This is a genomic window from Streptomyces sp. NPDC023157 (assembly GCF_055560575.1).
Genome location: NZ_JBVHIL010000003.1, coordinates 255,724 through 279,099, shown reverse-complemented (window position 1 = coordinate 279,099; position 23,376 = coordinate 255,724). Strand labels below are relative to the sequence as shown.

Annotated in this window: 20 protein-coding genes; all 20 read right to left on the bottom strand. The window is 75.4% G+C overall.

The features are described from left to right. Nucleotides 1–141: 141 nt before the first annotated feature. The gene (locus ACZ3ZE_RS12470) at nt 142–546 is read right to left on the bottom strand and encodes a PTS-dependent dihydroxyacetone kinase phosphotransferase subunit DhaM (protein ID WP_363292420.1); all 405 of its coding nucleotides are present in this window, start codon (nt 544–546) and stop codon (nt 142–144) included. Beyond that, nucleotides 543–1,163: a dihydroxyacetone kinase subunit DhaL gene (gene dhaL / locus ACZ3ZE_RS12465; protein ID WP_467258844.1), complete on the bottom strand. Its 621-nt coding sequence runs from the start codon at nt 1,161–1,163 to the stop codon at nt 543–545. Before dhaL ends, ACZ3ZE_RS12470 begins: the two co-directional genes overlap by 4 nt. 7 nt (nt 1,164–1,170) lie before the next feature. Then, entirely contained in the window at nt 1,171–2,163 is a 993-nt protein-coding gene (gene dhaK / locus ACZ3ZE_RS12460; RefSeq protein ID WP_467258840.1) for a dihydroxyacetone kinase subunit DhaK, read from the bottom strand. Nucleotides 2,164–2,272: 109 nt separating this feature from the next. After that, nucleotides 2,273–2,965 carry a zinc ribbon domain-containing protein gene (locus ACZ3ZE_RS12455; protein WP_467259280.1) on the bottom strand — a complete coding sequence of 231 codons (693 nt, stop codon included), beginning with the start codon at nt 2,963–2,965 and terminating at the stop codon, nt 2,273–2,275. Nucleotides 2,966–3,446: 481 nt separating this feature from the next. Then, nucleotides 3,447–4,025 carry a phage tail protein gene (locus ACZ3ZE_RS12450; protein ID WP_467258837.1) on the bottom strand — a complete coding sequence of 193 codons (579 nt, stop codon included), beginning with the start codon at nt 4,023–4,025 and terminating at the stop codon, nt 3,447–3,449. After that, on the bottom strand, nt 4,022–5,995 hold the full coding sequence (locus ACZ3ZE_RS12445; protein ID WP_467258834.1) for a putative baseplate assembly protein: 1,974 nt from the start codon (nt 5,993–5,995) through the stop codon (nt 4,022–4,024). Before ACZ3ZE_RS12445 ends, ACZ3ZE_RS12450 begins: the two co-directional genes overlap by 4 nt. Further along, the gene (locus ACZ3ZE_RS12440) at nt 5,995–6,417 is read right to left on the bottom strand and encodes a GPW/gp25 family protein (RefSeq protein WP_329418259.1); all 423 of its coding nucleotides are present in this window, start codon (nt 6,415–6,417) and stop codon (nt 5,995–5,997) included. The genes ACZ3ZE_RS12445 and ACZ3ZE_RS12440 overlap by 1 nt, the downstream gene beginning before the upstream one ends. Next, on the bottom strand, nt 6,417–6,734 hold the full coding sequence (locus ACZ3ZE_RS12435) for a PAAR domain-containing protein (protein ID WP_467258832.1): 318 nt from the start codon (nt 6,732–6,734) through the stop codon (nt 6,417–6,419). Before ACZ3ZE_RS12435 ends, ACZ3ZE_RS12440 begins: the two co-directional genes overlap by 1 nt. Before the next feature lie 51 nt (nt 6,735–6,785). Beyond that, nucleotides 6,786–8,603 (bottom strand): VgrG-related protein, encoded by a 1,818-nt coding sequence (locus ACZ3ZE_RS12430; RefSeq protein WP_467258830.1) that lies wholly within the window; start codon nt 8,601–8,603, stop codon nt 6,786–6,788. Then, entirely contained in the window at nt 8,600–9,328 is a 729-nt protein-coding gene (locus tag ACZ3ZE_RS12425; RefSeq protein WP_361167040.1) for a CIS tube protein, read from the bottom strand. The genes ACZ3ZE_RS12430 and ACZ3ZE_RS12425 overlap by 4 nt, the downstream gene beginning before the upstream one ends. A gap of 58 nt (nt 9,329–9,386) precedes the next feature. Further along, nucleotides 9,387–9,812 carry a phage tail protein gene (locus ACZ3ZE_RS12420; RefSeq protein ID WP_351663958.1) on the bottom strand — a complete coding sequence of 142 codons (426 nt, stop codon included), beginning with the start codon at nt 9,810–9,812 and terminating at the stop codon, nt 9,387–9,389. A 34-nt stretch (nt 9,813–9,846) separates the two neighbouring features. Further along, a complete protein-coding gene (locus ACZ3ZE_RS12415; protein WP_467258827.1) occupies nt 9,847–11,085 on the bottom strand; it encodes a hypothetical protein in 1,239 nt (412 codons plus the stop codon). A gap of 1,948 nt (nt 11,086–13,033) precedes the next feature. Next, a complete protein-coding gene (locus tag ACZ3ZE_RS12410; protein WP_361167046.1) occupies nt 13,034–13,192 on the bottom strand; it encodes a DUF6760 family protein in 159 nt (52 codons plus the stop codon). Then, entirely contained in the window at nt 13,189–13,683 is a 495-nt protein-coding gene (locus ACZ3ZE_RS12405) for a hypothetical protein (protein ID WP_361167049.1), read from the bottom strand. Before ACZ3ZE_RS12405 ends, ACZ3ZE_RS12410 begins: the two co-directional genes overlap by 4 nt. Then, entirely contained in the window at nt 13,680–14,120 is a 441-nt protein-coding gene (locus tag ACZ3ZE_RS12400; protein WP_329418251.1) for a phage tail protein, read from the bottom strand. Before ACZ3ZE_RS12400 ends, ACZ3ZE_RS12405 begins: the two co-directional genes overlap by 4 nt. Nucleotides 14,121–14,170: 50 nt before the next feature. Beyond that, entirely contained in the window at nt 14,171–15,730 is a 1,560-nt protein-coding gene (locus tag ACZ3ZE_RS12395; RefSeq protein ID WP_361167053.1) for a phage tail sheath family protein, read from the bottom strand. Nucleotides 15,731–15,891: 161 nt separating this feature from the next. Then, nucleotides 15,892–17,997 (bottom strand): ATP-binding protein, encoded by a 2,106-nt coding sequence (locus ACZ3ZE_RS12390; protein WP_361167711.1) that lies wholly within the window; start codon nt 17,995–17,997, stop codon nt 15,892–15,894. A 416-nt stretch (nt 17,998–18,413) separates the two neighbouring features. After that, the gene (locus ACZ3ZE_RS12385; RefSeq protein ID WP_361167056.1) at nt 18,414–19,118 is read right to left on the bottom strand and encodes a Pvc16 family protein; all 705 of its coding nucleotides are present in this window, start codon (nt 19,116–19,118) and stop codon (nt 18,414–18,416) included. Then, nucleotides 19,115–22,300, bottom strand: a complete 3,186-nt coding sequence (locus ACZ3ZE_RS12380; protein WP_467258824.1) for a hypothetical protein — start codon at nt 22,298–22,300, stop codon at nt 19,115–19,117. Before ACZ3ZE_RS12380 ends, ACZ3ZE_RS12385 begins: the two co-directional genes overlap by 4 nt. Nucleotides 22,301–22,483: 183 nt before the next feature. Then, nucleotides 22,484–23,299: a helix-turn-helix transcriptional regulator gene (locus tag ACZ3ZE_RS12375; RefSeq protein ID WP_467258821.1), complete on the bottom strand. Its 816-nt coding sequence runs from the start codon at nt 23,297–23,299 to the stop codon at nt 22,484–22,486. Between the last annotated feature and the right edge of the window lie 77 nt (nt 23,300–23,376).

Below are 23,376 nucleotides of genomic sequence, written 5' to 3'. Positions count from 1 at the left end.
CGGGGGGCGCCCGGGGGGGGGGGGGTGCCCGGACTGCGACCTTCACTTCGCTTCGCTCGTTACGGGCGCCGCCACGTCCGGACACCCCCACCCCCGCTCCGGCCCCGAACCCCTTCCCGCCGTCGTCGGGTGCTGCCTCGATCAGTCCTTGCGGTACGTGTACGCCTCCGATGCCGCTGCCGTCACCGCGTCCAGGTCTGCTCCGGTGCTCGCTGTCACCAGGGCGGCCACCGCGCCCTCCACGAACGGGGCGTCCACCAGACGGGAGCCTTCGGGGAGCTCGTCGCCCTCGGCCAGCAGGGCCTTCACCGTCAGGACCGCGCTGCCCAGGTCCACCAGGAGGGCCACCCCGGCGCCGCCGTCCGCCGCCTTCGCCGCCTCGGTGATCAGGTCCGAGCTGGTGCCCAGGCCGCCGTCCGGAGTGCCGCCCGCCGGCACGATCGGGGCCGTGTCACCGCCGCCCGCCAGGCCCCGGGCCAGCTCCGCCACCGACGCGGCCACCGCCGCGCTGTGCGAGACCAGGACGATGCCCACGCGTCCGCTCATGCGGCCACCTCCGCGAGTGCGCTGATGAGGAGCGCCGAGGACGTCGCCCCCGGATCCTGGTGTCCTGCGGAACGCTCGCCCAGGTAGCTGGCCCTGCCCTTGCGGGCGCGCAGCGGTACGGTCGCCAGCGCGCCCGCCTCCGCGGCCTCCCGGGCCGCCTCGAACGAGGTGCCGAGCGCCTCGGCCGCCGGGACGAGCGCGTCCAGCATCGTCTTGTCGCCCACCTGTGCCCCGCCCAGCTGGGACACGGCGGCCACTCCCGTACGCAGTGCCTCCGCGAGCGCGGCACGGGAGACCCGTTCCGTGTCGCCCAGCGCCTTGCCCGTGCGGCGCAGCAGCGTCCCGTACAGCGGGCCCGACGCGCCGCCGACCGTGGAGATCAGCTGCCGTCCGGCCGCCACGAGCACCGCCCCCGGGGTGGCGGGTTCCTCCTTGTCCAAGGTCGCGGTCACGGCCGCGAAGCCGCGCTTGAGGTTGGCCCCGTGGTCGGCGTCGCCGATCGCCGAGTCCAGTTCGGTCAGCCGGTCCGCCTCCCGCTCCACGGCCCGAGCCGCCTCGGCCAGCCAGGTGCGGAAGAACGTGGCGTCGTAGTCGGTGTCGGTGTTGGTGTCGTCCATGGTCCGCTCACCTGCCCCAGCGCAGGGCGGGCGTCTGTACCGGTGCGTCCCACAGGCGCAGCACTTCCTCGTCCGCCTCGCACAGGGTCACCGAGCAGCCCGCCATGTCGAGCGACGTGACGTAGTTGCCGACCAGCGTGCGGGCCACCGCCACGCCGCGCTCGCCGAGCACCCGCTGCACCTCCGCGTTGAACCCGTACAGCTCAAGGAGTGGCGTCGCACCCATCCCGTTCACCAGGGCGAGCACCGGGACCTTCGGTCGCAGGTCCTCCAGGACGACGTCGACGGCGTAGTCCGCGATCTCCCGCGACGTCATCATCGGGCGGCGTTCGCGGCCCGGCTCTCCATGGATCCCGATGCCCAACTCCAGCTCGCCCTCCGGGAGGTCGAAGGTCGGCGAGCCCTTCGCCGGGGTCGTGCACGCGCTGAGCGCCACCCCGAAGCTGCGCGACCGCTCGTTCACCCGGCGCCCGATCGCCTCGACCCGCTCCAGCGGCGCCCCCTCCTCGGCCGCCGCCCCGGCGATCTTCTCCACGAACAGCGTGGCCCCGGTGCCCCGCCGCCCCGCCGTGTACAGGCTGTCGGTCACCGCCACGTCGTCGTCGACCAGCACCTTCGCGATCTGCACGCCCTCGTCCTGGGCGAGCTCCGCGGCCATCTCGAAGTTCAGGACGTCGCCCGTGTAGTTCTTGACGACGAACAGGACCCCCGCGCCGCTGTCGACCGCGGCCGCCGCCCGTACCATCTGGTCCGGCACCGGCGACGTGAACACCTCGCCCGGACACGCCGCCGCGAGCATCCCCGGCCCCACGAACCCGGCGTGCAGCGGCTCGTGCCCCGAGCCGCCGCCCGACACCAGCGCCACCTTCCCGGCCACCGGCGCGTCCCGGCGCACCACGACCCGGTTCTCCACATCGACGTTCAGCTCCGGGTGCGCGGCGGCGATCCCGCGCAACGCGTCCGCTACGACGGTCTCCGGAACATTGATCAACATCCTCAAGGGTGTCTCCTCGTGGGGCCGGCGGATCAACCTGTGACCTCGGCAGTATCGACCTTGCGGGCGGGAAGGTCACGGAGATCGGCGAGGTGAGCCACCGGAACCGGCCGCCTCAGCCCCGCTGGAAGAACTCCACCTCCGCCAGCGCCAGATGGCGGCCCCCCACGAGACCCGCGGGCGTGCCCAGGACCAGCCTGATCTTCGTCACGTCGCTGATGCCGGTGGGGAAGGTCTGCCCGCCCGGTTTGTCGCTGAGCGCGAGTGACCTGGTCATCGTCGTTCCGTCCTTCGTCGTCGCCTCCATCTCGATGCGCAGCGCTCGGCCCTGGAGCGCGTACTGTTCCGGGGCCGACGACGCCCCGTTCGTCACGATCACGTCGACCAGCCGGAACGGCTTGGCGAACGTGTACGTCACCGACGCGCCCGCGCCCGGCGCCCCCCAGTAGCGGTTGCTCAGCCCGTCGGTCGTGTCGGCCGCCGGGTGCCCCCGGACCTCCGCACTCGCCCGTACGCCCGTGGGCGTCACCGGCTTCGCCTTGCCCAGCTTGTCCCGCGTGTCCTCGACCAGACGCCGGCCCGCCGGGAGCAGCAGAAGCGCTCCCGCGCACAGCGCCAGGACCACGGCCAGGACCGTCAGGAAGCGCACCGCCCGGCCCGAACCCGTCCGCACCCTGCGGCGGAACGGCCAGACCGTACGCCACCAGGGCAGCGGGGCCGGTGCCGTGGACGGCGTCAACGGCGCCGCGCACCGACGGCAGAAGCGCCGGTCCGGCGCGTTGGGCGTGCCACACGCCGGGCACGGCACCCCCGCCACCACCTCCTCCACCGGCACCGCCCGAACCTGCGGGCGCGCCGCCACTGCCTTCGCCGGCTGAACGGGACGGGGCGCCGTTTCCGTCTCCTGGGCGGGGGGCTCCTGGGGTGGTGGGGGTGTGGTGGGGCGGCTGCGGGTGGGCCGTTCCGGTGCCGGTGCCGGTGCCGGTACCGGGGTGGGTGTGGGTGGGGGTGGGGGTGTGGGCTGGTGGGTGCCGGGAGCCGTGCCCGTGCCCGTACCCGGATCCGGCTCAGGCGCCGGTCGCCGGTCCCGGGCCTCTCGCTCCCCATGTGGTGCGGGACCGGGACCGGGACTGGGGTCGGGAGCAGGATCGGGAGCCGAGCTGGCTCGCTCCGCCTGGGGTGGAGTCGTCCTCCCCTGGGGCGCCGCCCCTTCCGACCAGCCCAAATACGCGCCGCAGTTGCCGCAGAAGTCGTCCGTCTCGCCGTTGGGCGAGCCGCATGCCGGGCATTCACGCATGGGGTTCGTCTCCTTCGGCGTGGGTCGGCGGGCCGGGCAGGACCTCGACCCGGCAGGCCGTGTGGACCGGGCACAGGGTGCGGACCAGGGCGCGGACCCGGTCGGCGTCGACCGTCGTCTCGCGGTCCGGCCACACCCGGACCAGGATCTCCTCGGCCGGTGGTGGTGGCAGCGGGGTGCCGGGGGTCCTGGACCAGGTGGCCGCGCCGTCGCCGTGGACCTCGGCGGAGACGCCGAGGATCAGGCGCAGCGCGTCGACCAGGCCGCGCCGGGTGCCGCGGCGCCGGTGCAGTTCGACCGCGCCGGCCACCGCCTCGCGCCGCAGCTCCAGGGGCCAGCGGGGGTCGTCGACGCCGCCCACCCAGGTGGCCAGCCAGGACAGGAAGTCGCCGGGGGCCAGGCGCGGGTCGAAGTACGAGGGCAGGTTGTCGAGGGTCGCGAAGACCGGGGCCAGGACCGTGTCGAGGCCCGCCGTGAAGCGCTGCGCGAAGTCGTCCTCCGCGTACATCGCGGGCAGCTGCTCGCCGATCGGGTGCCGGCTGGGCAGGCCGGGGACGGCGGCCCGGGTCATGACCGCTCCTCGTCGGCCAGGGCCGTCACGACGACCTGGTGCTGGTAGGAGAAGACCAGCGCGCCCGCGCCGATGTCGATCCGGTCGACGGGAGCGCCGCGCCGCCCGGTGACCGGGTCCGCGGCGAACAGCCGGATCTCCTCCACCAGCACGTCCCCGACGGCGCGTTGCAGGACGCCGAACACCTCCCCGTACTGCACGGGCCGCCCGAACGCCCACCCCGTGCCCTCGGGGCCGCCCCGCAGCGGATCGAGGTGCCGGAACAGCGCGGCGAGCGCCGCCTCCCGTACCCGGTCCGTCTCGGCGGCGGGCGCGGAGAGGCGGGCCACCACGGTGACGCCCTGGTAGAACGGCGGCTCCACGACCAGGCGGGTGCCGATCAGGCGCCGTTCGTCGAGGGCCGTGGTGATCGTCCTGAGCACCTGGTCGGAGGGGATCAGCTGCTCGAAGCGCAGCCGGTCGCCCTCGTCGGCCACGGCGTCCGGCACCACCAGGACCCGTACGGCTCCCGCGCCGCCCTCCGCGGACGCGGGCAGGCAGCGGACCCTGAGCACCGACGGCGCCGCCTGCCGGGCGATGATCTCGTAGTCCTCCGCGGTCACCGCCCGCTCCTGCATGCGCAGCGCCTCCGGGGCCCGCAGCCGGGCGTTGTCGAGGGTCTCCCCGGCGACGCCGCCCCGCGCGGCCTCCCGGTTCGCGACCCGGGCGACGTACGGGACGGAGCTGCGCAGCACCGAGATCGCGCCCCGGGCGACATTGCCGGACGGGCCGCCGCCCGTGCGGTAGCGCGCCACCCGGATGTGGGCGCCCTTCGGGGGTACGGCGCCCCGCGCGCCCAGCGTGCCGTCCGGCTCGCGCAGCACCGGCGGGAACGTGAACTCGCCGAGGGTGGCGTCGACCCGGACGTGCCGGTCCTCCGGGCCCGAGCGGCCGAAGTGTTCCACCACCTGCCAGCGCTGCCACCCCTCGGGCGACGACACCTCGACGAGGGGCGGCTCCCCGTCGAGCAGGATCGGCGGGCGGCCGAGCCGGAAGGTCTGCCCCGCCACCCCCTCCGAGATGCCGAGCGGCACGTCCGTCACCGTCTCGGCGTGCTCCACGGTCATCGTGCCCCCGACGGTGAAGACGGCGGCCTCGCGCACGGTGGGCGACTCCGAGTAGAACGGCTGGCCGGGCTCCGCCTCCGTCACCCGGCAGCGCAGCCAGCCCGCGCGGGTCCCCGCGATCACCGACGCGGTGTGCCCGGCCGGGACGTACACGATGACCTCACCCGGCCGGTTCAGCCCGCCGGTGCTGTCGGAACCCGTCTCGCAGCGCCGCCAGCGGCCGCCGTCCCACGCCTCCCAGACCAGCGGGGGCTGCCGCGGGTCGACACCGACGCCCCGCACCCGGCTGTCCAGGCGCACGGCGACCACACAGCGCGGCACCGCGGTCGGCAGCCCGAACAGCAGCGCGTCGCCCGGTTCCGGTGCCGCCTGGAAGCACGGTATGTCCCGCCCCTCGGCGAGCGGGCCGGTCACGTCGGTCTGGCCGCCGGACCGGGGCGCGGTCACCAGGCGGGTCAACTCGCTGGGGATGACCCGGAGATGGTCGACCGTCGCGAAGACCACGCCCTCGTCGGACTCGTCCGGGCCGCCGGCCACGGTCGTCACCTCGGTGCCCGCGGGCAGCGTCACCGTGTCGGGCTGCGGTGCCGACAGCCAGAAGTCGACTTCCGCGACGGCCGCCGACGGCGGGAACAGACGGATGCCCAACAGGTCGAGAAAGGCCAGGTAGTTCTTGTCCGGGACCCGGTTCAGGCGGTACAGCAGCTGGTCCACGAGGTACGCGAAGGTCTCGATCAGGGTGACGCCCGGGTCGGACACGTTGTGGTCGGTCCACTCCGGGGCGCGCTGCTGCACGTACCGCTTCGCCTCGTCGACGAGCTGCTGGAACCGTCGGTCGTCCAGGTTCGGGGAGGGCAGTGCCATCAGTCCTCGGCCATGTTCCCGGTCCCCTCCTCGGAGGGGATCGTGTAGAAGGGGAAGACCAGATTGCGCCGGTCGTTGGTGGTGCGCACCGTGTAGTGCACGTCGATGTAGAGGGTGCCCGCGTCCACGGAGTCGAAGGCCACGACGACCTCGTCCACCACGATCCGCGGCTCCCACCGCTCCAGCGCCTCGCGCACCCGCTGCGCGACCCGCCCCGCGGTGTCGCCGTCGCCGGGCGCGAACACGTACTCGTGGATGCCGCAGCCGAACTCGGGCCGCATCGGACGCTCGCCGGGCGCCGTCCCCAGGACCAGGCGGATCGCCTCCTCCAGCTCCCGCTCCCGCTCGACCATCACGATCCCGCCGGTGGGGCCGACCCGCAGCGGGTAGCCCCAGCCGCGCCCGATGAACCGTTCGCTCATCACACGCCCCCGATCAGCACGTTCGGCGCGCCCGTGAGGATCGTCGCCCCGCACACCGTCCGGTCACGGGCCCGCGCCGCCGGCAGGCCGCCGATCAGGACCGCGCCCGAGGCGAGGCCCGCCGGATTGGGCAGGATCACGTTGGCCGGCCCGGTCGCGGCGTGCGGCGGGACCACGCAGACGTGCAGGCTGCCCACCACGGCGGCGGGCAGTCCGCCGATCAGCACCGTCGCCACCTTCACGGCGGCACCGGGCGGCGGGGTCGCGATCCGGCCACCGTGGTCGGTCGGATCGCCGGTACGGGCCGCGGCTGGCATCAGGGACTCCTGGGGGAAGGGGAGGGAGGGGGAAGGGGGAGGTGCGGGGGCTTAGTTGATCCGGATGAGGCGGGCCTTGAGGACGGCCAGCAGGCCGCCGTCGACAGTGACGTCCGCCGTGCCGGACACCCGTACCGTCCGGCCGCCGACGCGCACCCCCGCCGTGGCGTCGATGTCGACCTCGCGGCCGGTCACCTTCACCGTGCCCTGCCGCGCGTCCAGCGTGATGCCGTCCCGGTCCAGCAGGACGGAGCTCACCGGACGGTTCCGCCCGGCGTACACGGTGACCTCGATCCGGTCCCGTCGGTCGTCGAGCCGCACCTCCAGCCGCTCGTCACCGGTCACCAGACGCAGCCCCGAGGGGCCGGGTGCCGGGGCGTCGAGCAGCTCCACGCGATGGCCCGAACGGGACACCACCGAACGCCGGTTGACCTTGCCGCTGGTCCGGTCGATCAGCGGAACGTCGTGCGGCGACGGCTCGTCGACCCCGTTGTAGAGGCCGCCGATGACGTACGGACTGTCCAGCAGGCCCTGCTCGAAGCCGACGAGCACCTCGTCGTTCACCTCGGGGCTCACCACCCCGCCGCCGCCCTTGCCGCCCCACTGCACGGTGCGCACCCAGTCCGTGACGTACGTGTCGTCGAGCCAGGGGAAACGCAGCCGCACCGCCCCGCGCTGCGAGCCGTTCGGCTCCCGCACGTCCGTCACCACGCCGATCGCCAGACCCGGGATGCGCGGCCCGCGCCCCGGGGCGTTCGCGCCCGTCACCAGACCCGTCAGCGAACGGTCCGCACTGGCGCTGACCCAGACGGTCGTGCGGTAGCCGCCGTACGGCTCCAGGACGTGCTGCACGGCCGTCGCCGTGTACCGGCCGGAGAACGCCGGACCCACATTGCCCAACGCCACCGCCTTGCCCGCCCGCAGCAGCGGATTGCCCTCGGCCACCGCCTCCAACTCGCCGTAACCCGCGCTGATCTGCGCCGCCGTCGCCCCCGCCACCGCCGTCGTCTCCGCCTGCGTACGGTACGGCGTGTCGGTCACCGTCACGGTCGCCGCGCCGAACCGCGCGGCGGCCTGCGGACCGAGCCCCGGCACCACCGTGTCGCTCACCACCGCCGGCTTCTCCGCCACCAGCGGCCGCTTGGTGGTCACGTCCCAGCCGCGCACCCGCACCTGCGCCGCACCGTCGGCGGCCGACAGCGACGCCCGCAGCGCCAGCAGGTTGCGCCCGTACTCCAGGACCATCGGATGGCGCGTCGCCGACGTCGACGGGGCGGGCGCCCCCGACGCCTTCACCGGCCGGGTGAACTGGAGCAGCCCCTTGTCGTCCACCCGCACCTGGGCACCGCTCTCACCGGCCAGGAACTGGAGGAAGTCCCAGTCGGAGACGTTCGCCTGGGACAGCTGCCGGTACGTCACCGGCGCCGCCTCCACCTTCCCCACCGCGAGCCCCGCCCCGGCCGCCACCTTGCGCACGATGGCCGCCGCCGTCATGTTCCGGTACGCCACGACCTTGCGGCCCCGCTGCAGCCGATGGGCCCTGGAGTACGCGCGGACGACCGTGAACGAACCCGTCCGGTCCCGGTCCAGCTCCAGGGCCGTCACCTCGCCGTTGAACAGGCGCTCCCGTGCCAGCCCCTTCACCGTCACCACCGACACCCGCAACGGGCTGCCGATCGTGATGCCGGTGGCGGAGAGGAACTCGTGGTCGGGGTCGCGGTACGTGAGCACCGCCGTGTCGGGCAGCGCCACGTTCTCGTCGACCACACAGCTCACCAACTGCGCGGCCCAGACCGGCGGCAGCTCACCCGGTGCCTCCACGATCGGGTCGGCCGCGAACGACCGGCCCCCGGCGTCGGACGTGCTCATCGCCCCTCCTCCTCGTCGTCGTCCGCGTCCCGCATCCCCGGCACCACCAGCTCGGTGCCCGGCACCAACGCCATCGGGTCGTCGATCCCGTTCGCCTCCGCGATGACCCGCCAGGCCGTCGCGTCGCCGTACTCGTGCCACGCCAGCATCGCCAGGCTGTCGCCCGCCACCACGGTGTGCGTACTGCGTGCCGTGCGCGCGCCCGACGTCGGGTTCTGACCCGGCGGGTCGACGCTCGCCTCCTCGATGGACAGCGCGCAGGTGGCCCGCAACGGCTTCCCGTCCACGTCGAACAGCGTGTACGTCACGGACAGGCTCGACAGCACCCCGTCGAACGACGTCGTCCGCGCGTTGCCCCACTCGAAGCGCACCCACGGACTCGCCGGTTTCTTGCGGCCGAGACTGGCCGGGGTCGGCACGCACGCCTTCATCAGCTTCTCCACCGCCTGCTCCACCGAGTTGTCGTGCGTGGCGGTGGCATCCAGGAAGACCTCCAGGCTGAGCGCCCGCGGCCCGCTCCCCACGAACTCCGGCAACGCCGACTGCCCGGCCATCCGGGACGGCGACCGCCGCCACTCGGTCGTCTTGCGCAGCTCCAGCGACGACGGGTTGAACTGGAGATCGAGCCGCGCGATCGTCCCGCCGGGCTTGGCCCCGACCGAGGCGGGCGGCTCCTTCAGGGTGAGCTGGGCCCTGGCGCGGCTGGCGCGAGCCGATGCGGGCATGGCGGGGGACTCCCTTCCGGGGGCGGGGCGGGGCGGACCTGGGACCGGGGAGGGGTGCTCAGGAGGGAAGGAGGCCCGCGTGGGCGATCTCCAAGGTCTCCACCGCCGCCTCCGAGTTGGCCGGATCGAACGAGGGCCCCTGCCAGCGCACCGGCACGATCCCGAAGACCTGCCAGCTGATGATCCGGCTCAGATCGGGCCGCAGCGCCACGATCTCGCCGTCCTTCGGCTCGACCCTGCGCAGCGTCTCGTCCAGCCAGCGCCCGATCTTCGCCGTGTCCGCCGTCACCGGCCGGGTGAGCGTGATGTTCGACCAGGTGACCCGCCCCGGCAGCTGCCAGGTGAAACCGTTGTTGCCGCCCTCGGCGTAACTCTCCATCTCGACCTCGGCCCCCATGCCCGAGCACGTGTGGAACGCGCCCAGGTCGTTGCCGCCGATCGCCAGCCGGAAGAACACGCTGGTCGCGAAGATGCTGTCGGTCATCGGTCCGCCGTCCGTCTCTCGTTCGTCCGTCTTCTCAGCGACGCCCGTCGAAGGGCCTGCCCGCGCGTTCCCGCCCGCGCCGCAACTCGGTGCGCAGCAGGCGGGCGACCGGATCGATCAGCCGCCGAGCCAGATCGTCCAGCTCGGTGTCCGACCCCTGCGGCGCCGCCTCGCGGGCCTTGCCGGTCCGTGCCGCGGCCGGAGCCGCCTGGACCGGGCGCGCGGCACCGGGCGACGGGCCCGGTTCACCGCCGCCCGCCGCGCGTTGCACCGGCGCGGGCCGCGCCACGGGAACCGGGCGGCCCGGGGGCGCACCGCCCTTCTCCGCGCGGGCCGGGGCCGGTGGGACGGCGAGAGGAGGCGCCTGGGGGCCGGTCACGGGGAGGGACGTACGGTACGGGCCCGGTCCGTTGCCGGCGGACACCGGCGTACGGGCGGAGCTCGGCCCGGTCGCCGCCGCCTGCGGCCGGTCCGCCGAGCGCTGTACGGGCGGCGGCTCGGGCCACCGCGCGGCGACCACGGGGCGGGGCGCCGGGTCCTCGCGGGGCGCGACCGACGTACCGCCGGTGTCCAGCCCGAGAGACAGCTGACGGGCCGACAGCAGCCGCAGGACGGGCGTAGGGCTGACGAGGCCGTCGCGCCCGTCGCCGGTGACGGGGCCAGGGACGACGAGGGGGACCGAACCGGAGTCGTCGGCCGCGTCCGGTCCTGTGGCCCGCTGCACGAGCGGGGGAGCGGCGGACGGGGTCCCGCCAGGTGGGTTCGGCGCGGTGGAGGGCACGGCACGGTCGCCGTCCGCTCCCAACAGCGGCGCGTGCGACGCCCCCTGCGCGGGAGCGCGCTGTACGTCGGCGGGGGAAGCGGCGCGCGCCGATCGGGACCGGGACTCCGGCGCGGCAGGAAGCGCCGCACTCGGCGGCAGCGCGGTCAGCGGAGCCCCGAGCCCGCTCCGTACGCGAGGCCCGGGCCCGGCGGGCGAGTCGCTCGCGGGCTTCGCGGCGTCCTTCCGGCGCGCCCCGGGCGAGGCCGGGGCATCGACGGCTTCCTCGGCCTGCCGCTGGACGAGGGGCATCGACGGACCGGACGCCACGTCACTCTTCGCCGGCTCGGCGGTGGGCGGCAGTTCGGCCAGGGGCGCACCGAGCGGGGCCCGGCTCGCCCGGGCGACGGGAGTGGCGGGCGGTCCGGAGGCGGCGGGCTGCGCGTCCGGGGTCGTCGCATCGGGTGGGGGGACGGCCGGTGGAGGCAGGACGGTCACACGGCGTCTGGGCATCAAGGGACTTCGGGCGACGATCGGCGCCTGCCCGACGGCACGGGGGCGCACCCCAGCGCGAGGGGCGCCGGTGGCGCCCGGCGCCGGGCCGGAGCCGCGACCGGGGGCGCCGCCGCTTCCGGTGCGGGGCGCCGGGGCCCCGGATGCGGCCCTCTGGGCGGGCGTGGCGGATGCGCTGGAGGCCTGTGAGGCGGGTGCGGCGGAGGGGCTCTGGGCCCGTGAGGCGTGTGGGGCTGGAGGGCGGGTGGTCCGGGAGTCGGACACGGCGGCAGGGCGGGTGGTCTGGGGGCCGGACGTGGCGGGAGCGGCCGGGGCTTGGGAAGTTGAAGCGCTGGAACGGCCCGGCACCCGTGAGCCGGACGCGGCGGAAGGGCCGGGTGTCCGCGCCCCCGTTCCCTCGCGAGGGCCGGGATTCCGGGACCCGGACGCCGCTGACGAACGTGATCCCCGCCCGCCGCCGGACGCCGCCCGCCGGATGGCCCCCTCCGCTGTCCCCTCGGGGACGACGGCGATACGCCGTATCAGCGGAAAGTCAGGGAGCACCGCATCGCGGGTCGGCGCGGAACGGGCCGCGCCCGCACCGCCGGCGGACTCGGCTCGCTGCACGGTGGCCCTCAGGCCGTCCGGCGCGAGAAGCCCCCGGTTCCCGGTCGTCGCGGGGCCGCCCGCGCCCGACGTCCCGGGAAGGTGCCGGGCCGCATCGCCCGCCACCGGACCGGACACGGTCCCTCGCTCCGGCGCGCCCGACTCCGCTTGGACCCGCTCCAGCGCGCCCGACTCTCCCCGGGCCCGGCCCGGCTGGTCCGGCTTCGCCTGGACCCGCTCAGGCGCGCCCGACTCCGTCCGGGCCCGGCCCCGCGCGTCCGGCTTCGCCTGGACCTGCTCGGGCGCGTCCGGCGTCGCCCGGGTCGTACCCGGCCTCTCGGCGGGCCGGTCCCGGCCGCCGTCCCGGCCCGAGGACGGGGTACGGGTGGCTCCTCCCCGGCCCAAAGGCGAGGCTCCCGCAGCTCCTTCACGACCCGAGGCCGGGGTTTCCGCTTCCCTGCCCCGCTCCGAAGACGGGCTGCGCGTCTCCCCGCTCCGGCCCGAAGACGTGGTCCGGGTCTCGCCTCCTCGGCCCGAGGCCGTGCTTCCGGGCTCTCCTCCCCGCCCCGAAGGAACGGTTCCGGTCTCGCCTCCCCGCCCCGACGACGGGCTCCGGTTCTCTCCTCCCCGCCCAGACGACGGGCCTCGGGTCCCCCTTCCCCGCCCGGAAGGCGAAGCCCCCGTCTCCCGCTCCGACGCACCCCGCCCGCCCGCGCCCTCGGCGACGGCCCGCGCCACCACTGGCCCCGGTGGGCCGTCGGCGGAACTCCGCGCCGCAGGGCCGGCGCTGGGCGCCACGGCATCAGCCGCAGTCGTCGCCGCGGCACCGGTCAGCGGTGCCTCAGGTGCCGCCGACGGTCCGCCGGGACCGCTCGCGGCGCGCTGCACCGTGCCGGGTCCTGCCGTGCGAGCCGTGCGGTCGGGGGCGGGGTCCCGGGGCGGTTCCGGTGTCGGGTGCTCGGGGTTCGCCCCGTACGGGCTGAGGGCGCGCAGCAGCAGGGGGCCGCCGGTGCTGTGGGGTGGTGGTGGGGTGGTGGCGGGGTGGGTCACCCCGTGGACGAGGCCGGGTGGGGCGGTGGGAGCCAGGGCGTGGGCGAGGCCGGTGTCGAAGGTGGGGTTCTGCCAGGCGGCGAGGCCGGCGCGGAAGACGAGGCCGTCGCTGACGGCGAGCGGGGCGCGGGAGACGGTCAGCCGGGGGCTCGTCGTCATGCGCCAGCCGCCGTCCCAGTTCCCGGGCACGCCGGAGTCCGGTGCGGCGGCGTCCTGGGGTGCCGCCGGGCCCGGTGCCGGGGGCTCCGTGGAAGCCGTGCCCCGGGCGGGCGCGGCGGCGCGCCGCCGCAGCCTGTCCCGCCATGCCATCTGCTCAACCGCCTTCGTTCACACGGGTGTTGATACGGGCGATCTCGGTGACCCAGTCCTGGCGTTCGCCATGGGTCAGGTCGAGGATGTCGTCGCGCCCCCAGTGGAAGTGGTAGGCGATGTACGCGATCTCCTCCCGGAGCCGGGGGAGGGCGTACGTCACGATTCCCCCAGGCGCCCACCGGAGAGGTCGACCTCGAAGCCGCCCTCGCAGTGCGGGCAGGTGACGGCCGCGCGGGTGTGGCCCTCGCTGTTGACGCGCCGGTAGAAGTCCTGGAGGAAGGCGACGTCGGTCGCGTACATCCGCTCGACGATCCCCGCGTGCACGTCGGTGAGCGTGCCGAGCCGGGTGATCACCTGGCTGAGCAGCACCACGCTCAGGTACGCGGGGTTCTCCTTGACCCGCAGGTCGATCTGGGGCCGTAGTTCGTCCCGCGCGGTGGCCAGCCGCATCGCGCCGTGCCGGTGCAGGGTGCCGTCCTCGTCCACGTACCCGCGGGGCAGTTCGAACTCGAAATCGGTGCGCAGTCCGTGGTCCTGTCGCGGCGCCGGTGGTGCGGCGGCGGGCGGGGCCGGCTGCTCGGGGGCCGTGGCGGGCGCGGTGGCCTGGAGGATCTCCTCCAGGCTGCCCGCCGTCACCGTGCGACGCCTCATTCGACGATGATCTCCTCGAACACGATGGTCACGGTCTCGGTGGCCCCGGACGACTCGCCGGCCTTCAGGGAGGGGCCCTCCCACTTGGAGGCCCAGCCCTGCATCAGCTGGATGCGCCGGACGGTCGAGCCCGTGCTGTCCTTGATCTCGATGGTGATGTTCTGCCGGGCGGCGTCGACGGCCCCGTTGTTCAGGGTCTCCTTGATCCACTTGGTGAACTCGCTGCTCTTGTCGAGTCCCCGCGTGATCGTGATCTCGCCGGCCTGCCGGGCGCCGGGCTGCTTGCGGATGATCTGCTTGCCCGTCGAGCTGACCTGGCGGACCTCGACGACCTCCTCCTCGACGCTCAGCCCGCTGATCTCCTGGATCGACTCGACCAGGTAGCCGCCCAGTTGCACGCCGAAGACATGGGTGGAAAGAGCATCGCCCTCTGCCATGACCGTCTACACCTCTCTCGTCTCTCGCTGGCTTTCGGTCCCGCTGTTCGTCACTCGTCGACGAGGCTGGTGCTGTCCGAGAACTGGGCCAGCCGAAACACCACGAACTCGGCCGGCTTGACGGGCGCGACGCCGATCTCGCAGACCACCCGGCCCTGGTCGATCGACTCCTGCGGGTTGTTGTCCCGGTCGCACTTGACGTAGAACGCCTCGGCGGCCGTCCGGCCGAACAGGGCGCCGCGGCGCCACTCCTCGGTGAGGAACGCCGTGACGTTGCGCCGGATGCTGGACCACAGCCGGTCGTCGTTCGGCTCGAAGACCACCCATTGGGTGCCCAACAGGATGGACTCCTCGAGGTAGTTGAAGAGGCGGCGCACGTTCAGATAGCGCCAGGCCGGGTCGGAGGAGAGGGTGCGGGCACCCCAGATCCGGATGCCGCGGCCGGGGAACGCGCGCACGCAGTTCACGCCGATCGGGTTGAGCAGGTCCTGCTCGCCCTTGCTGAGCTTCAGTTCCAGGTCCACGACGCCGCGGATCACCTCGTTGGCGGGGGCCTTGTGCACACCGCGCTCGGCGTCGCTGCGCGCCCACACGCCCGCGATGTGCCCGCTCGGCGGGACGGTCGCGTTGCGCCCGGCCGCCGGGTCGAAGACCCGCACCCACGGGTAGTAGAGCGTGGCGTGGCGCGAGTCGTAGCCCGCCTCGTCGTTGCGCCAGCGGCGCACCTGCTGGGCGGAGAGACCGGGGGGCGTGTCCAGGACGGCCACCCGGTCGCCCATCTGCTCGCAGTGCGCGATCACCGCGAGCTGCACCGTACGCACGCCCTCGGCGTCGATGTCGCCGCGCTCGTACGCGCTCATCAGGTCCGGCACCGCCACCATGGTGATCTCGTCGATCGTCTCCAGACCGGCGAAGCCGGTGCGCGCGTCCGCGTCGCCGACGTACTCGGCGGGGTCGAGGCGGGCCGCGTCACCCTGCCCGGCGGGCGCCGGCGCGGGGGCGGCCGGCGCGTCGGGCAGCGCGACCGTCTGCGCGGCGGGCCGGTTCTGTGCGGCCTCGCGCTGCTCCGCGACCTCGATCAGGCGCGAGCCGCGCGCCTGGGTGACGAAGTACCCCTTGACGCTCTTACGGGTGGACACGTCGAACGTCTCCGCCACCTGGTCGCCCTGGCGGACCAGGACCCGGAACCGGTCCTCGGGCGGGTTCTCGCCCTCCACGTCGGCGATCTCCACGGACACGCCGGTGACCCCGGGCCGCGCCGAGACGAGGAAGCCGCCGAGCTCGACCGGCGGGGCCGCCGGGAGCTCCCGCGGAGCGGAGGGGGACGCCGCGGCGCCGTCCGGCGCGGAACCGCCGATCCGCACGATGTACGCGGCGCCGCCGCCGTTGGCGAAGTACCCGTGGACCGCGAGGGGCAGATAGGCGCCCGCCGTGAATCCGCCGAACGACTGGGTGTACTGCTCCCAGCTGGTGACCAGGGTCGGCTCGTGGAAGGGCCCGCTCTGGGCGAACCCCAGAAACGCGGCGACGGCGGTGCCGACCCCTTCGATCGGGCGAGCACCGGACTGCACCTCCTCCACGTACACGCCCGGGGTGAGGTACGTCGGCATGCTCGCTCCTTCGGTCGGCTTCCTTCGGCCACGGGTGGCGCCGCGCGGTGATCGGCTTCGCCCCAGCCTTTCCGGCGGGCGTCGGCGGCGGCAGGGGCACACGGACCTGGCCGGGGGCACGCACGCTGCCCTCCCCGGGCGCCCCCGGCAGCCGGGACGGATCACCCGTGCGCGACCCGGGACAGGTACGGTCCGAACTCGCCCTCCAGGACGAGACGGCCCAGCTTGCGGTACTCCTGGGCGACGGCCGTCACCAGCTGGACCATGGTCAGCGGCGCGTCCGCGGCCGCGGCGGCGTACGCGGCGGTGACCGCGCAGGCCCGGATCGAACCGCCGGCCAGCTCGAACCGGTCCGCGCAGAAGCCGAGGTCGAGGTCGTCCGCCCGGGGCAGCCGCCCCCCCAGGCACCGTTCCCACAGGGCCAGCCGCTGGGCGGCGTCCGGCACCGGGAAGTCCGCGATCACGTCCAGGCGGCGCGTGAACGCCTCGTCCAGGTTGGCGCGGAGATTGGTCGTCAGGACGGCGATGCCGTCGAAGGACTCCATCCGCTGGAGCAGATACGCCGACTCGATGTTGGCGTGCCGGTCATGGGCGTCCTTCACCTCCGCGCGCTTGCCGAAGATCGCGTCGGCCTCGTCGAACAGCAGCACCGCGTTGACGGCCGCCGCCTCCGTGAAGATCCGCTCCAGGTTCTTCTCGGTCTCGCCGACGTACTTGTCGACCACCGTGGACAGGTCCACCACGTATAGGTCCATGCCCAGATCGGCCGCCACGACCTCGGCGGACATCGTCTTGCCGGTGCCCGACGGGCCGGCGAACAGCGCGATCACCCCACGCCCGCGCCCGCCGCCGGGGCGCATCCCCCACCGGCCGAGCACCTGGTCGCGGTGGCGGGCCCGCACCGCGAGCTCCCGCAGTTGCCGGTGCGTCGCGGCGGGCAGCACCAGGTCGTCCCAGCCCACCGCGGGCTCCACCCGGCGGGCCAGCCGGGCGAGTCCCGCGCCGTTCTGGGCCCGCACGGCCGCCCGCAGATCGTCCGGCGACACCGGCCGGCCGTCCAGCGCGGCCGTGCGCACCGCGGCCCCGGCGGCGCGGCGCAGCTGCCCGGCGTCGAGCCGGTGCGCGGCCACGGACCGCGCGAGCGCCTCGACGCCGCCCGGCCGCCCCTCGTCGGTCCGCCCCGGCCCCGTCTCGTACGCCGTGACCGGCCCCGTCTCGTACGCGGTGCCGCCGCGCCCCACCTCGTACCGCGCCGAGGCCCGCTCCAAGGCGTCCCGCCAGCGGGCCTCCTGCCGTTCGGGGGAGGGGGCCGCGACGGTCAGGGTGACGGGGGTGTCGGCGGCCCAGGCGGGCTCCCAGCCGCTCGTGCCGTACGTGAACAGGGGGATGCCGCGCAGCTCCGCGCAGAGCGCGCGCAGGACGCGGGCCCGTTCGCCGGGGTTGTCGGGCAGCTCTTCCAGCGGCCCGAGGAGTACTCCGGCATCGGCGAGGCGGGCCTCGCGGGCGACGGTCCGGGCGAGCGCGGCCACCGTGCCGACGGGCCGGCCGAGGGCCGCCGCGTCCAGCGGCAGCGAGCCGAGACCGCGGGCGCGCAGCGCGGCGGCGGCGAGGCCGGCCGGATCGCCCCCGTGGGAGCGGAGGTGGACATGGCCGTGGCCGGACGCGGCCGCGGCCACGTCCCGTTCGGCGGGGTCGGCGGCCGGGTCCTCGGGGGCCCGGCCGAGGACGTCGGCGAGCAGCGGGTCGGGCGACGGGTCGCCGAGCAGGTGCGCGGTGACCCGGTCGGGCACGGTCAGGACCCGGGACAGCGGCGGCCGTTCGGGCTCGGCGACCTCGATCAGGCCGCCGGTGACGAGCGGGGCGGCGGGGGACAGCCGGAACCGGGCGGCCGGGATCCCGGCGAGGCCGCACAGGTCGAGAGCGAGCCCGACGGTGGGCCGACGGCGCGTCAGGTCGTCGTTGAGATAGCCGTAGAGCCGCTCGAACCGAGCGTCGAGGTCCGGGGCCAGGGCGATCAGGAGCAGGTCCAGGTCCAGCGGGGCGAGCGCGAAGCGCTCGGCCAGCACGGCGAGCGGCGAGCCGGGCGGCGGGGGGTCGGCCGCGAGCGCCGGGAGGACGGGGTCGTACGCCGGGTCGAGGACCCGGGCGACGGCCTCCGGCGTCAGGAACGCCCCCCGGTAGGGGTCGTCCGGGTCGGGGTCGACGCCCAGCCGCCGCGCGACGGCCAGCCGCACCCGCTCCTCGACGAGCCGCAGCCGGCTCCACAGGTACGGGGGAGGGGCGGCCTGGGTGGTGGCGGGGGGCGGCCCCTGGGGCGTGGCGGGCGCGGGCACGGGTGCGGATGCCGGTGCCTCGTCCGGTACGGGTGCCGGTTCCTGCGCGGCGGTCCGGCTGGAAGCCGGTCTCTGGGCGGTGGCGGGGGCCGGTCCCTGGGTCGCCGTCGGGGCGGGTGTCGGTTCCTGTGCCCCGCCTGGCAGGGGTGCCGGTTCCTGCGCCGCGGTCCGGCTGGAAGCCGGTCTCTGGGCGCTGGCGGACGCCGGTTCCTGCGCCGCGGTCCGGCCGGACGCCGGGCCCTGGGCGGTGGCGGGGGCCGGTTCCCGTGCCCCGTCCGGGGCAGGATCCGGTGCCTCGGCCCCCTCCCGGCCCGGGCCCGCCCCCGGCGCCGTCGTAGGGACAGTGCTGGTCACGGCTGGCGTTCTCCTCGGCGGCGGCGGGCGGGGGTGGGGCGGCGGTCGCGGGGGCCGCCGAAGCCCTCGTCCGGGGCGGGGGTGTCCACCTCGGTGTAGCGCAGGCGGCGGGTGTCCTCGGTGTCCGGTGCCGAGCGGGGGGCGGCACGTACGACGAGGCCTTCGGTGACCGGGGGTGCCGTGACCCGGCTGATGCCTGCCAGCGGGGCTCGGACGCGTACGCCGATCGACGGTTTCAGCTCGCCGCCGAGCGCCGACCACACGTCGGAGGCCGAGGGGGTGTCGGGTCCGGTGGCGCCGGTGTCCAGCGGTACGTGCAGGCCGAGTTCGGCGAGCGTCCCGCCGAGCAGGCGGGCCGGGAGGTCGTCGCGGGCCGTGAGGCAGACGAGGACCTGGGAGAGCAGCCGGTGCTCGTCCTCGGGTCGGCCCGCCCACGCGGAGACCAGGTACGTCAGCTCGAACCAGCGCGGCGGGCTGCGGCGCGCGACGACGAAGCCCTCCTCGTCGTAGACCTCGCCGGCGCCGCTGCCGCGCCGGGCGTGGTCCTCGCGGATGTCGTACAGGAACACGCAGACCGTGGGCGTGCTGCGGCGCGCGGCCCAGTCGCGGGTCGGCGCGTCGAACACGACGTCGACGCCCGCCGCCTCCAGGCCGGACTCCGTGAGGAGGCGGCGCAGCGCCTCGTCGACCTCGTGGATCATCGGCGGGTCACCACGTCGGGCGGCTGCACCGTGCCGATGACCACGAGGAAGTCGGTCCGCACCGGGCCGAAGCCCGGCCCGCTCGCGGTGATCACCCGGGGCCCGGTCTGGTCCTTGGCGAGGATCAGCAGCTGTCCGATGAACGTGCCGTCGGGGCCGGGTACGGTCGGCGCCGCCGCGGCGGTGATGCCCGGCCGCCAGGTGAAGCGTACGGGCGCCCCGGGCGGGAAGTCCTTGCCGCGCACCGAGGTGACGAAGCCGGGCTTGCCGATCGGGGGCACCGCGACGATGCGCGGCTGGAGGACGCGGATGCGCTGCCGTGCGGTGTTGTCGCGGGGGTCGGCGTCCGTGCCGGTGGTGGTGAGGACGCCGGTGGCCCGGGCCGTGAAGGCGCGGTCGGGGCTGAGGACGACCTGGAGGACGACGCGGGCGCCCGGCGCCAGGTCGGGCAGCGCGCAGGTCCAGCCGCTGTCGCAGCCGGGCGGCGGCCCGTTGTGGGGGACGCCGGGGGGCAGGCCGATGCGCAGCCTGAGGCCGGTCGCGAGCGCGGCGCGCCCGTTGCGGACGGTGTACGTGACGACGACGCGCCCGCCCACGTACCCCGGTTGGGGCTGTGCGGTGATCCGCACGCCGGGCCCGGCCCGTGGCGCGGGCGGCTCGGGCGGTGGCGGGGGCGTGGGGGTCGGGGGCGTGGATGTCGTCGGGGGGACGGTCGGGGTCGGTGTCGACGGAGACGGGGACGGTGACGGCGTGGGCGGCGCCTCGCGCACCGGTACGACCGTGCGGCCCGCGTTGTCGCTCGGGCGGGGGTCGAGGACGGCGCCGGTCACCGACCAGTCCACGGGCTGGTCGCCCGGCACGGTCCCGGTGAACGTGACGTCCACCGGGACGCTGCCGCCCGGCGGTACGACGCCGAGGGCGCAGGTCAGGGCCGCCGCGTCACAGGAGGCACCGGGCGCGGTGAGCGCGGTGACGGTGAGGCCCAAGGGGGGCGCGAGGGTCAGCCGGGTCCCGGGTGAGGCGGCGGGACCGGCGTTGACGACCTCGACCCGTACGATCCCGGGGACGCCGACGGTCAGCGGCGGGACGGTGTCGGGCGCCCGCACGGCGAGGTCGACGGACTGCTGCACGGTGGGTTCCTTCTGACGGCCCGGGAGGTCGGCGGTCAGCGGGGTGAGCATGCCGGTCGCGACGTCCACCAGCTGGAGTTTCTCCGGGCTGTTCGGGGCCAGTGCGGCCCGGGCGCTGATGACGAGGCTCCTGCCGTCGGCGGTCCAGGCCGCGTCGCGGGGCTGGAAGGGCCCGGTGGCCGTGGTGTCGGGCAGCTCGCGGTGGCAGGCCTCCGGCAGGCCGCGGGCGGCCTCGGGCAGCAGCACGCGGCAGCCCGCGTCGAACGCGGCGCCGTTCACGGGGGCGAGCAGGAGGCCGTTGCGCTCGTCGACCCGGCCGCCGCCGTTCTTCCGGTTGAAGGCGATGAGGGTGCCGTCCGGCGAGAACGCCGGGCTGTCGTCGATGACCTCGCAGCCGGCCGGGCACATGGCGGCGCTCAGGTCGCGCTGCCGGTCGAGCCGGTCGACGGGCACGGTCCAGACGTGCTTGTTGCCGCCGTTGCCGTAGATGACCTGGTTGCGGGTGAACGCCAGGGTCGTGCCGTCGGACGACCAGGTGGGCTGGGCGTCGCCGCCCCGCGCCTGCCCGGCCGGCGGGACGATCTCCCCGCGGAGCGCCCCGGTCGCGGCGTCGGCGATCAGGATGCGTCCGGGACCGGAGGCGTCGCCGACACCGCCGGGGGACGTGCGGGTGAAGGCGAGGAGCCTGCCGTCGGGGGAGAACGTCGGGTCGGTGTCCCAGTCGCGGGGTCCGCGCCCGGCCAGCGGCAGCGCCGCCTCGTTCGTGCCGTCGGCGTCCGCCGTCCAGATCCGTTCGATCCGGCCCGAGTCGCGGGGGCCCTCGAAGCGGGTGAACACGATCCGGCGTCCGTCGGGGGTGTAGTTCTGCCGCTCGGTCCACGGGTCGAACCCGGGGGCGGGCCGGAACAGCGGATCCCGCGTCGGATCGGTCTCGGTGTCGGCGGCCGGGTCCTCGTTCAGGACGGTCCTGCCGAGGTCGCGCGGATCGGAGCCGTCCGACCGTACGTCCTGGAGCGTCACCTCGTGCGGGCCGGCCGCCGTGATCCGCTCGACGACGGTGCCGCCGCCGTCGGGCGGGCCGAGCCAGGTCGGCGAGCCGACCTCGCGGTCCTCGCTGAGCACCACCTCGGGTGTGGTGTCCGTGCGGGCGGTCACGCGGAAGACGTGGTCCCAGTCGCCCTCGCAGGTGCAGGTGCGGTCGGGGCTGAGGAAGAGCACCCGGTTCCCGTCGGGCATCCAGGATGCCCCGTGGGTCCGCCACTGCGCCGGAGCGCCGTCGAACAGCGCCCCGCCCGTGCGCCCGTCGGTCCACCGCAGCCGCGGGACGCCGTCGGCGGTCGCGGTGTAGGCGATCAGCTCCCGGTGCGTGGCGTCGTCCACCGGGTTCCACACGGGCTCCCCGGCGGTGCCCTGGTAGGGGTCGCTCACCCGGGTGGCGGCGCCGCCTTCCAGGGGGCGGACGTAGACCTGCCGCCCGAGGACCGGGTCGGCGTCACTGGCGTACGCGAGCCGTCCGCCGTCCGGCGAGACGGTGGGGTGCTCCTCGTTCGCGGCGGTGTCGGTCAGGCGGTCGAGTCCGGTCCCGTCGGTGCCCACCCGCCACAGGTCGCGCTGTCCGCCGCCGGGCGGGGCGGCGTCGAAGACCACGGCGCGCCCGTCCGGGGTGAGCCGGGGGTTCGCCGCGTCGAGGCCGCTGGTCAGCCGGCTGACCGAGCCGTCCGCGGCGCGCAGATAGATCTGCGGGGTCTTCTCGTCGCGACGGCTGGCGAACACCAGCCGGTCGCCCAGTGCGGCCGGCTGGACGTCCAGATGGGTGGGGCCCGCGCCGAACAGCGGGGCGCTGGTGGTGTCGCTCGTCACCCGGCCCAGGCTGCGGTGCCGCGTCCCCGCGTAGGCGACGCGGACATCACCGGCGTCGGCGGCCCGTGGGCCCGCCTCGGCCTGGTCGGGGGCGGAGGCCGCCGTCACCGCGAGCAGGGGGACCAGCAGCAGCATGGGCGCGCCGACCCTCCCCCAGCGGTGCCGTCGGCCGCCGGAGCCGCCCGTGCTCATCACGGTCCACCTCACAGTCCGGTGCAGCAGGGTCCGTACGACCCGCCACCCTGCCCGCCGGACGGCGCCGCCCGGCAGGGCCCCGGGGCCGCACCCGGGGGAAGGGCCCGCTGCGCTTTGGGGCAGTCCCGAGGGGCCGGTGCGGCCGGATCCGCCGCCCGCACCGGCCCCTCGGGCGACCGGTCAGATCAGGCCGTTGCGCAGGGCGTAGCCGACCGCGTGGGTGCGGTTGCGCAGTTCGAGCCGGGTGATGACCTCGTGCAGGACGTTCTTGACGGTCCGTTCCGAGTACGAGGTCGTGCGCGCGATCTCGGCGGTGTCCAGGCCCTCCGACACCAGGCGCAGCATGTCGGCCTCGCGCTGGGTCAGGGTGGACAGCGACGAGGCGTGCGGGTCGAGTGCGGAGCGCTGCAGGCTGCCGACGTGGCTGAGCAGTTTGGCCAGGAGGTCGCCGGGGAGCACGCCCTCGCCGTTGGCCATCGCCAGGACCAGCCGCAACAGGCTGTCCTGGTCGGCCTCGGCGCGCCGCAGCACCGCGGTCACCCCGCACTCGATGGCCCGCTGGAGCGCGTCGCCGGACTCGAAGGTGCCGACCACGAGGCCGGTACGGGTACGGGAGTTGTGCCGCAGCCGCCGCAGCAGCGCGGCGGTCTCGTCGTCCACGCTGTCCACCGTCACCAGCGCGACGCGCGCCTCGGCGGCCCGGGCCCCGTCGAGGAGCTCGATCTCGGGGCGCTGGCGGAGCTGGTGCACGACGCCGACGTGCAGGATCGGGTCCGAGGCGTACACGGCCACGGTGATCCGCTGGTCGGCGAGGCCGGCCGGCGACCGGGGGGCGGGCGGGGTCTGTATGAGGTCCCGGGGACCGGAGGAGTCATGGGTACGGGGAGCGTCCTGGTCCCGGGCGGCGCCCTGGCCCCGGGCGGAGTGCTGGGCGGGCACGGTGAGGGGTCCGGTGCCGGACGCGGTGACGGGTCCGCTGTGCTGAGCTCGGCTCATGAGTCGCTACCTGTTCGGTTTCGTTGAGACGTGCGCGGAGAGAAGGGGGTAGGAGTGACGGGTCATGGGAGGGAGCG

Bases quoted from the DNA above. Each gene is read 5' to 3' on its own strand.
- ACZ3ZE_RS12375 (WP_467258821.1), bottom strand. From the start codon at position 23,299: ATGAGCCGAGCTCAGCACAGCGGACCCGTCACCGCGTCCGGCACCGGA.
- ACZ3ZE_RS12395 (WP_361167053.1), bottom strand. From the start codon at position 15,730: ATGCCGACGTACCTCACCCCGGGCGTGTACGTGGAGGAGGTGCAGTCC.
- ACZ3ZE_RS12435 (WP_467258832.1), bottom strand. From the start codon at position 6,734: ATGCCAGCCGCGGCCCGTACCGGCGATCCGACCGACCACGGTGGCCGG.
- ACZ3ZE_RS12440 (WP_329418259.1), bottom strand. From the start codon at position 6,417: ATGAGCGAACGGTTCATCGGGCGCGGCTGGGGCTACCCGCTGCGGGTC.
- ACZ3ZE_RS12415 (WP_467258827.1), bottom strand. From the start codon at position 11,085: ATGCCCAGACGCCGTGTGACCGTCCTGCCTCCACCGGCCGTCCCCCCA.
- ACZ3ZE_RS12450 (WP_467258837.1), bottom strand. From the start codon at position 4,025: ATGACCCGGGCCGCCGTCCCCGGCCTGCCCAGCCGGCACCCGATCGGC.
- ACZ3ZE_RS12445 (WP_467258834.1), bottom strand. From the start codon at position 5,995: ATGGCACTGCCCTCCCCGAACCTGGACGACCGACGGTTCCAGCAGCTC.
- ACZ3ZE_RS12470 (WP_363292420.1), bottom strand. From the start codon at position 546: ATGAGCGGACGCGTGGGCATCGTCCTGGTCTCGCACAGCGCGGCGGTG.
- ACZ3ZE_RS12430 (WP_467258830.1), bottom strand. From the start codon at position 8,603: ATGAGCACGTCCGACGCCGGGGGCCGGTCGTTCGCGGCCGACCCGATC.
- ACZ3ZE_RS12405 (WP_361167049.1), bottom strand. From the start codon at position 13,683: ATGAGGCGTCGCACGGTGACGGCGGGCAGCCTGGAGGAGATCCTCCAG.
- ACZ3ZE_RS12385 (WP_361167056.1), bottom strand. From the start codon at position 19,118: ATGATCCACGAGGTCGACGAGGCGCTGCGCCGCCTCCTCACGGAGTCC.
- ACZ3ZE_RS12380 (WP_467258824.1), bottom strand. From the start codon at position 22,300: ATGAGCACGGGCGGCTCCGGCGGCCGACGGCACCGCTGGGGGAGGGTC.
- ACZ3ZE_RS12425 (WP_361167040.1), bottom strand. From the start codon at position 9,328: ATGCCCGCATCGGCTCGCGCCAGCCGCGCCAGGGCCCAGCTCACCCTG.
- ACZ3ZE_RS12400 (WP_329418251.1), bottom strand. From the start codon at position 14,120: ATGGCAGAGGGCGATGCTCTTTCCACCCATGTCTTCGGCGTGCAACTG.
- dhaL (WP_467258844.1), bottom strand. From the start codon at position 1,163: ATGGACGACACCAACACCGACACCGACTACGACGCCACGTTCTTCCGC.
- ACZ3ZE_RS12420 (WP_351663958.1), bottom strand. From the start codon at position 9,812: ATGACCGACAGCATCTTCGCGACCAGCGTGTTCTTCCGGCTGGCGATC.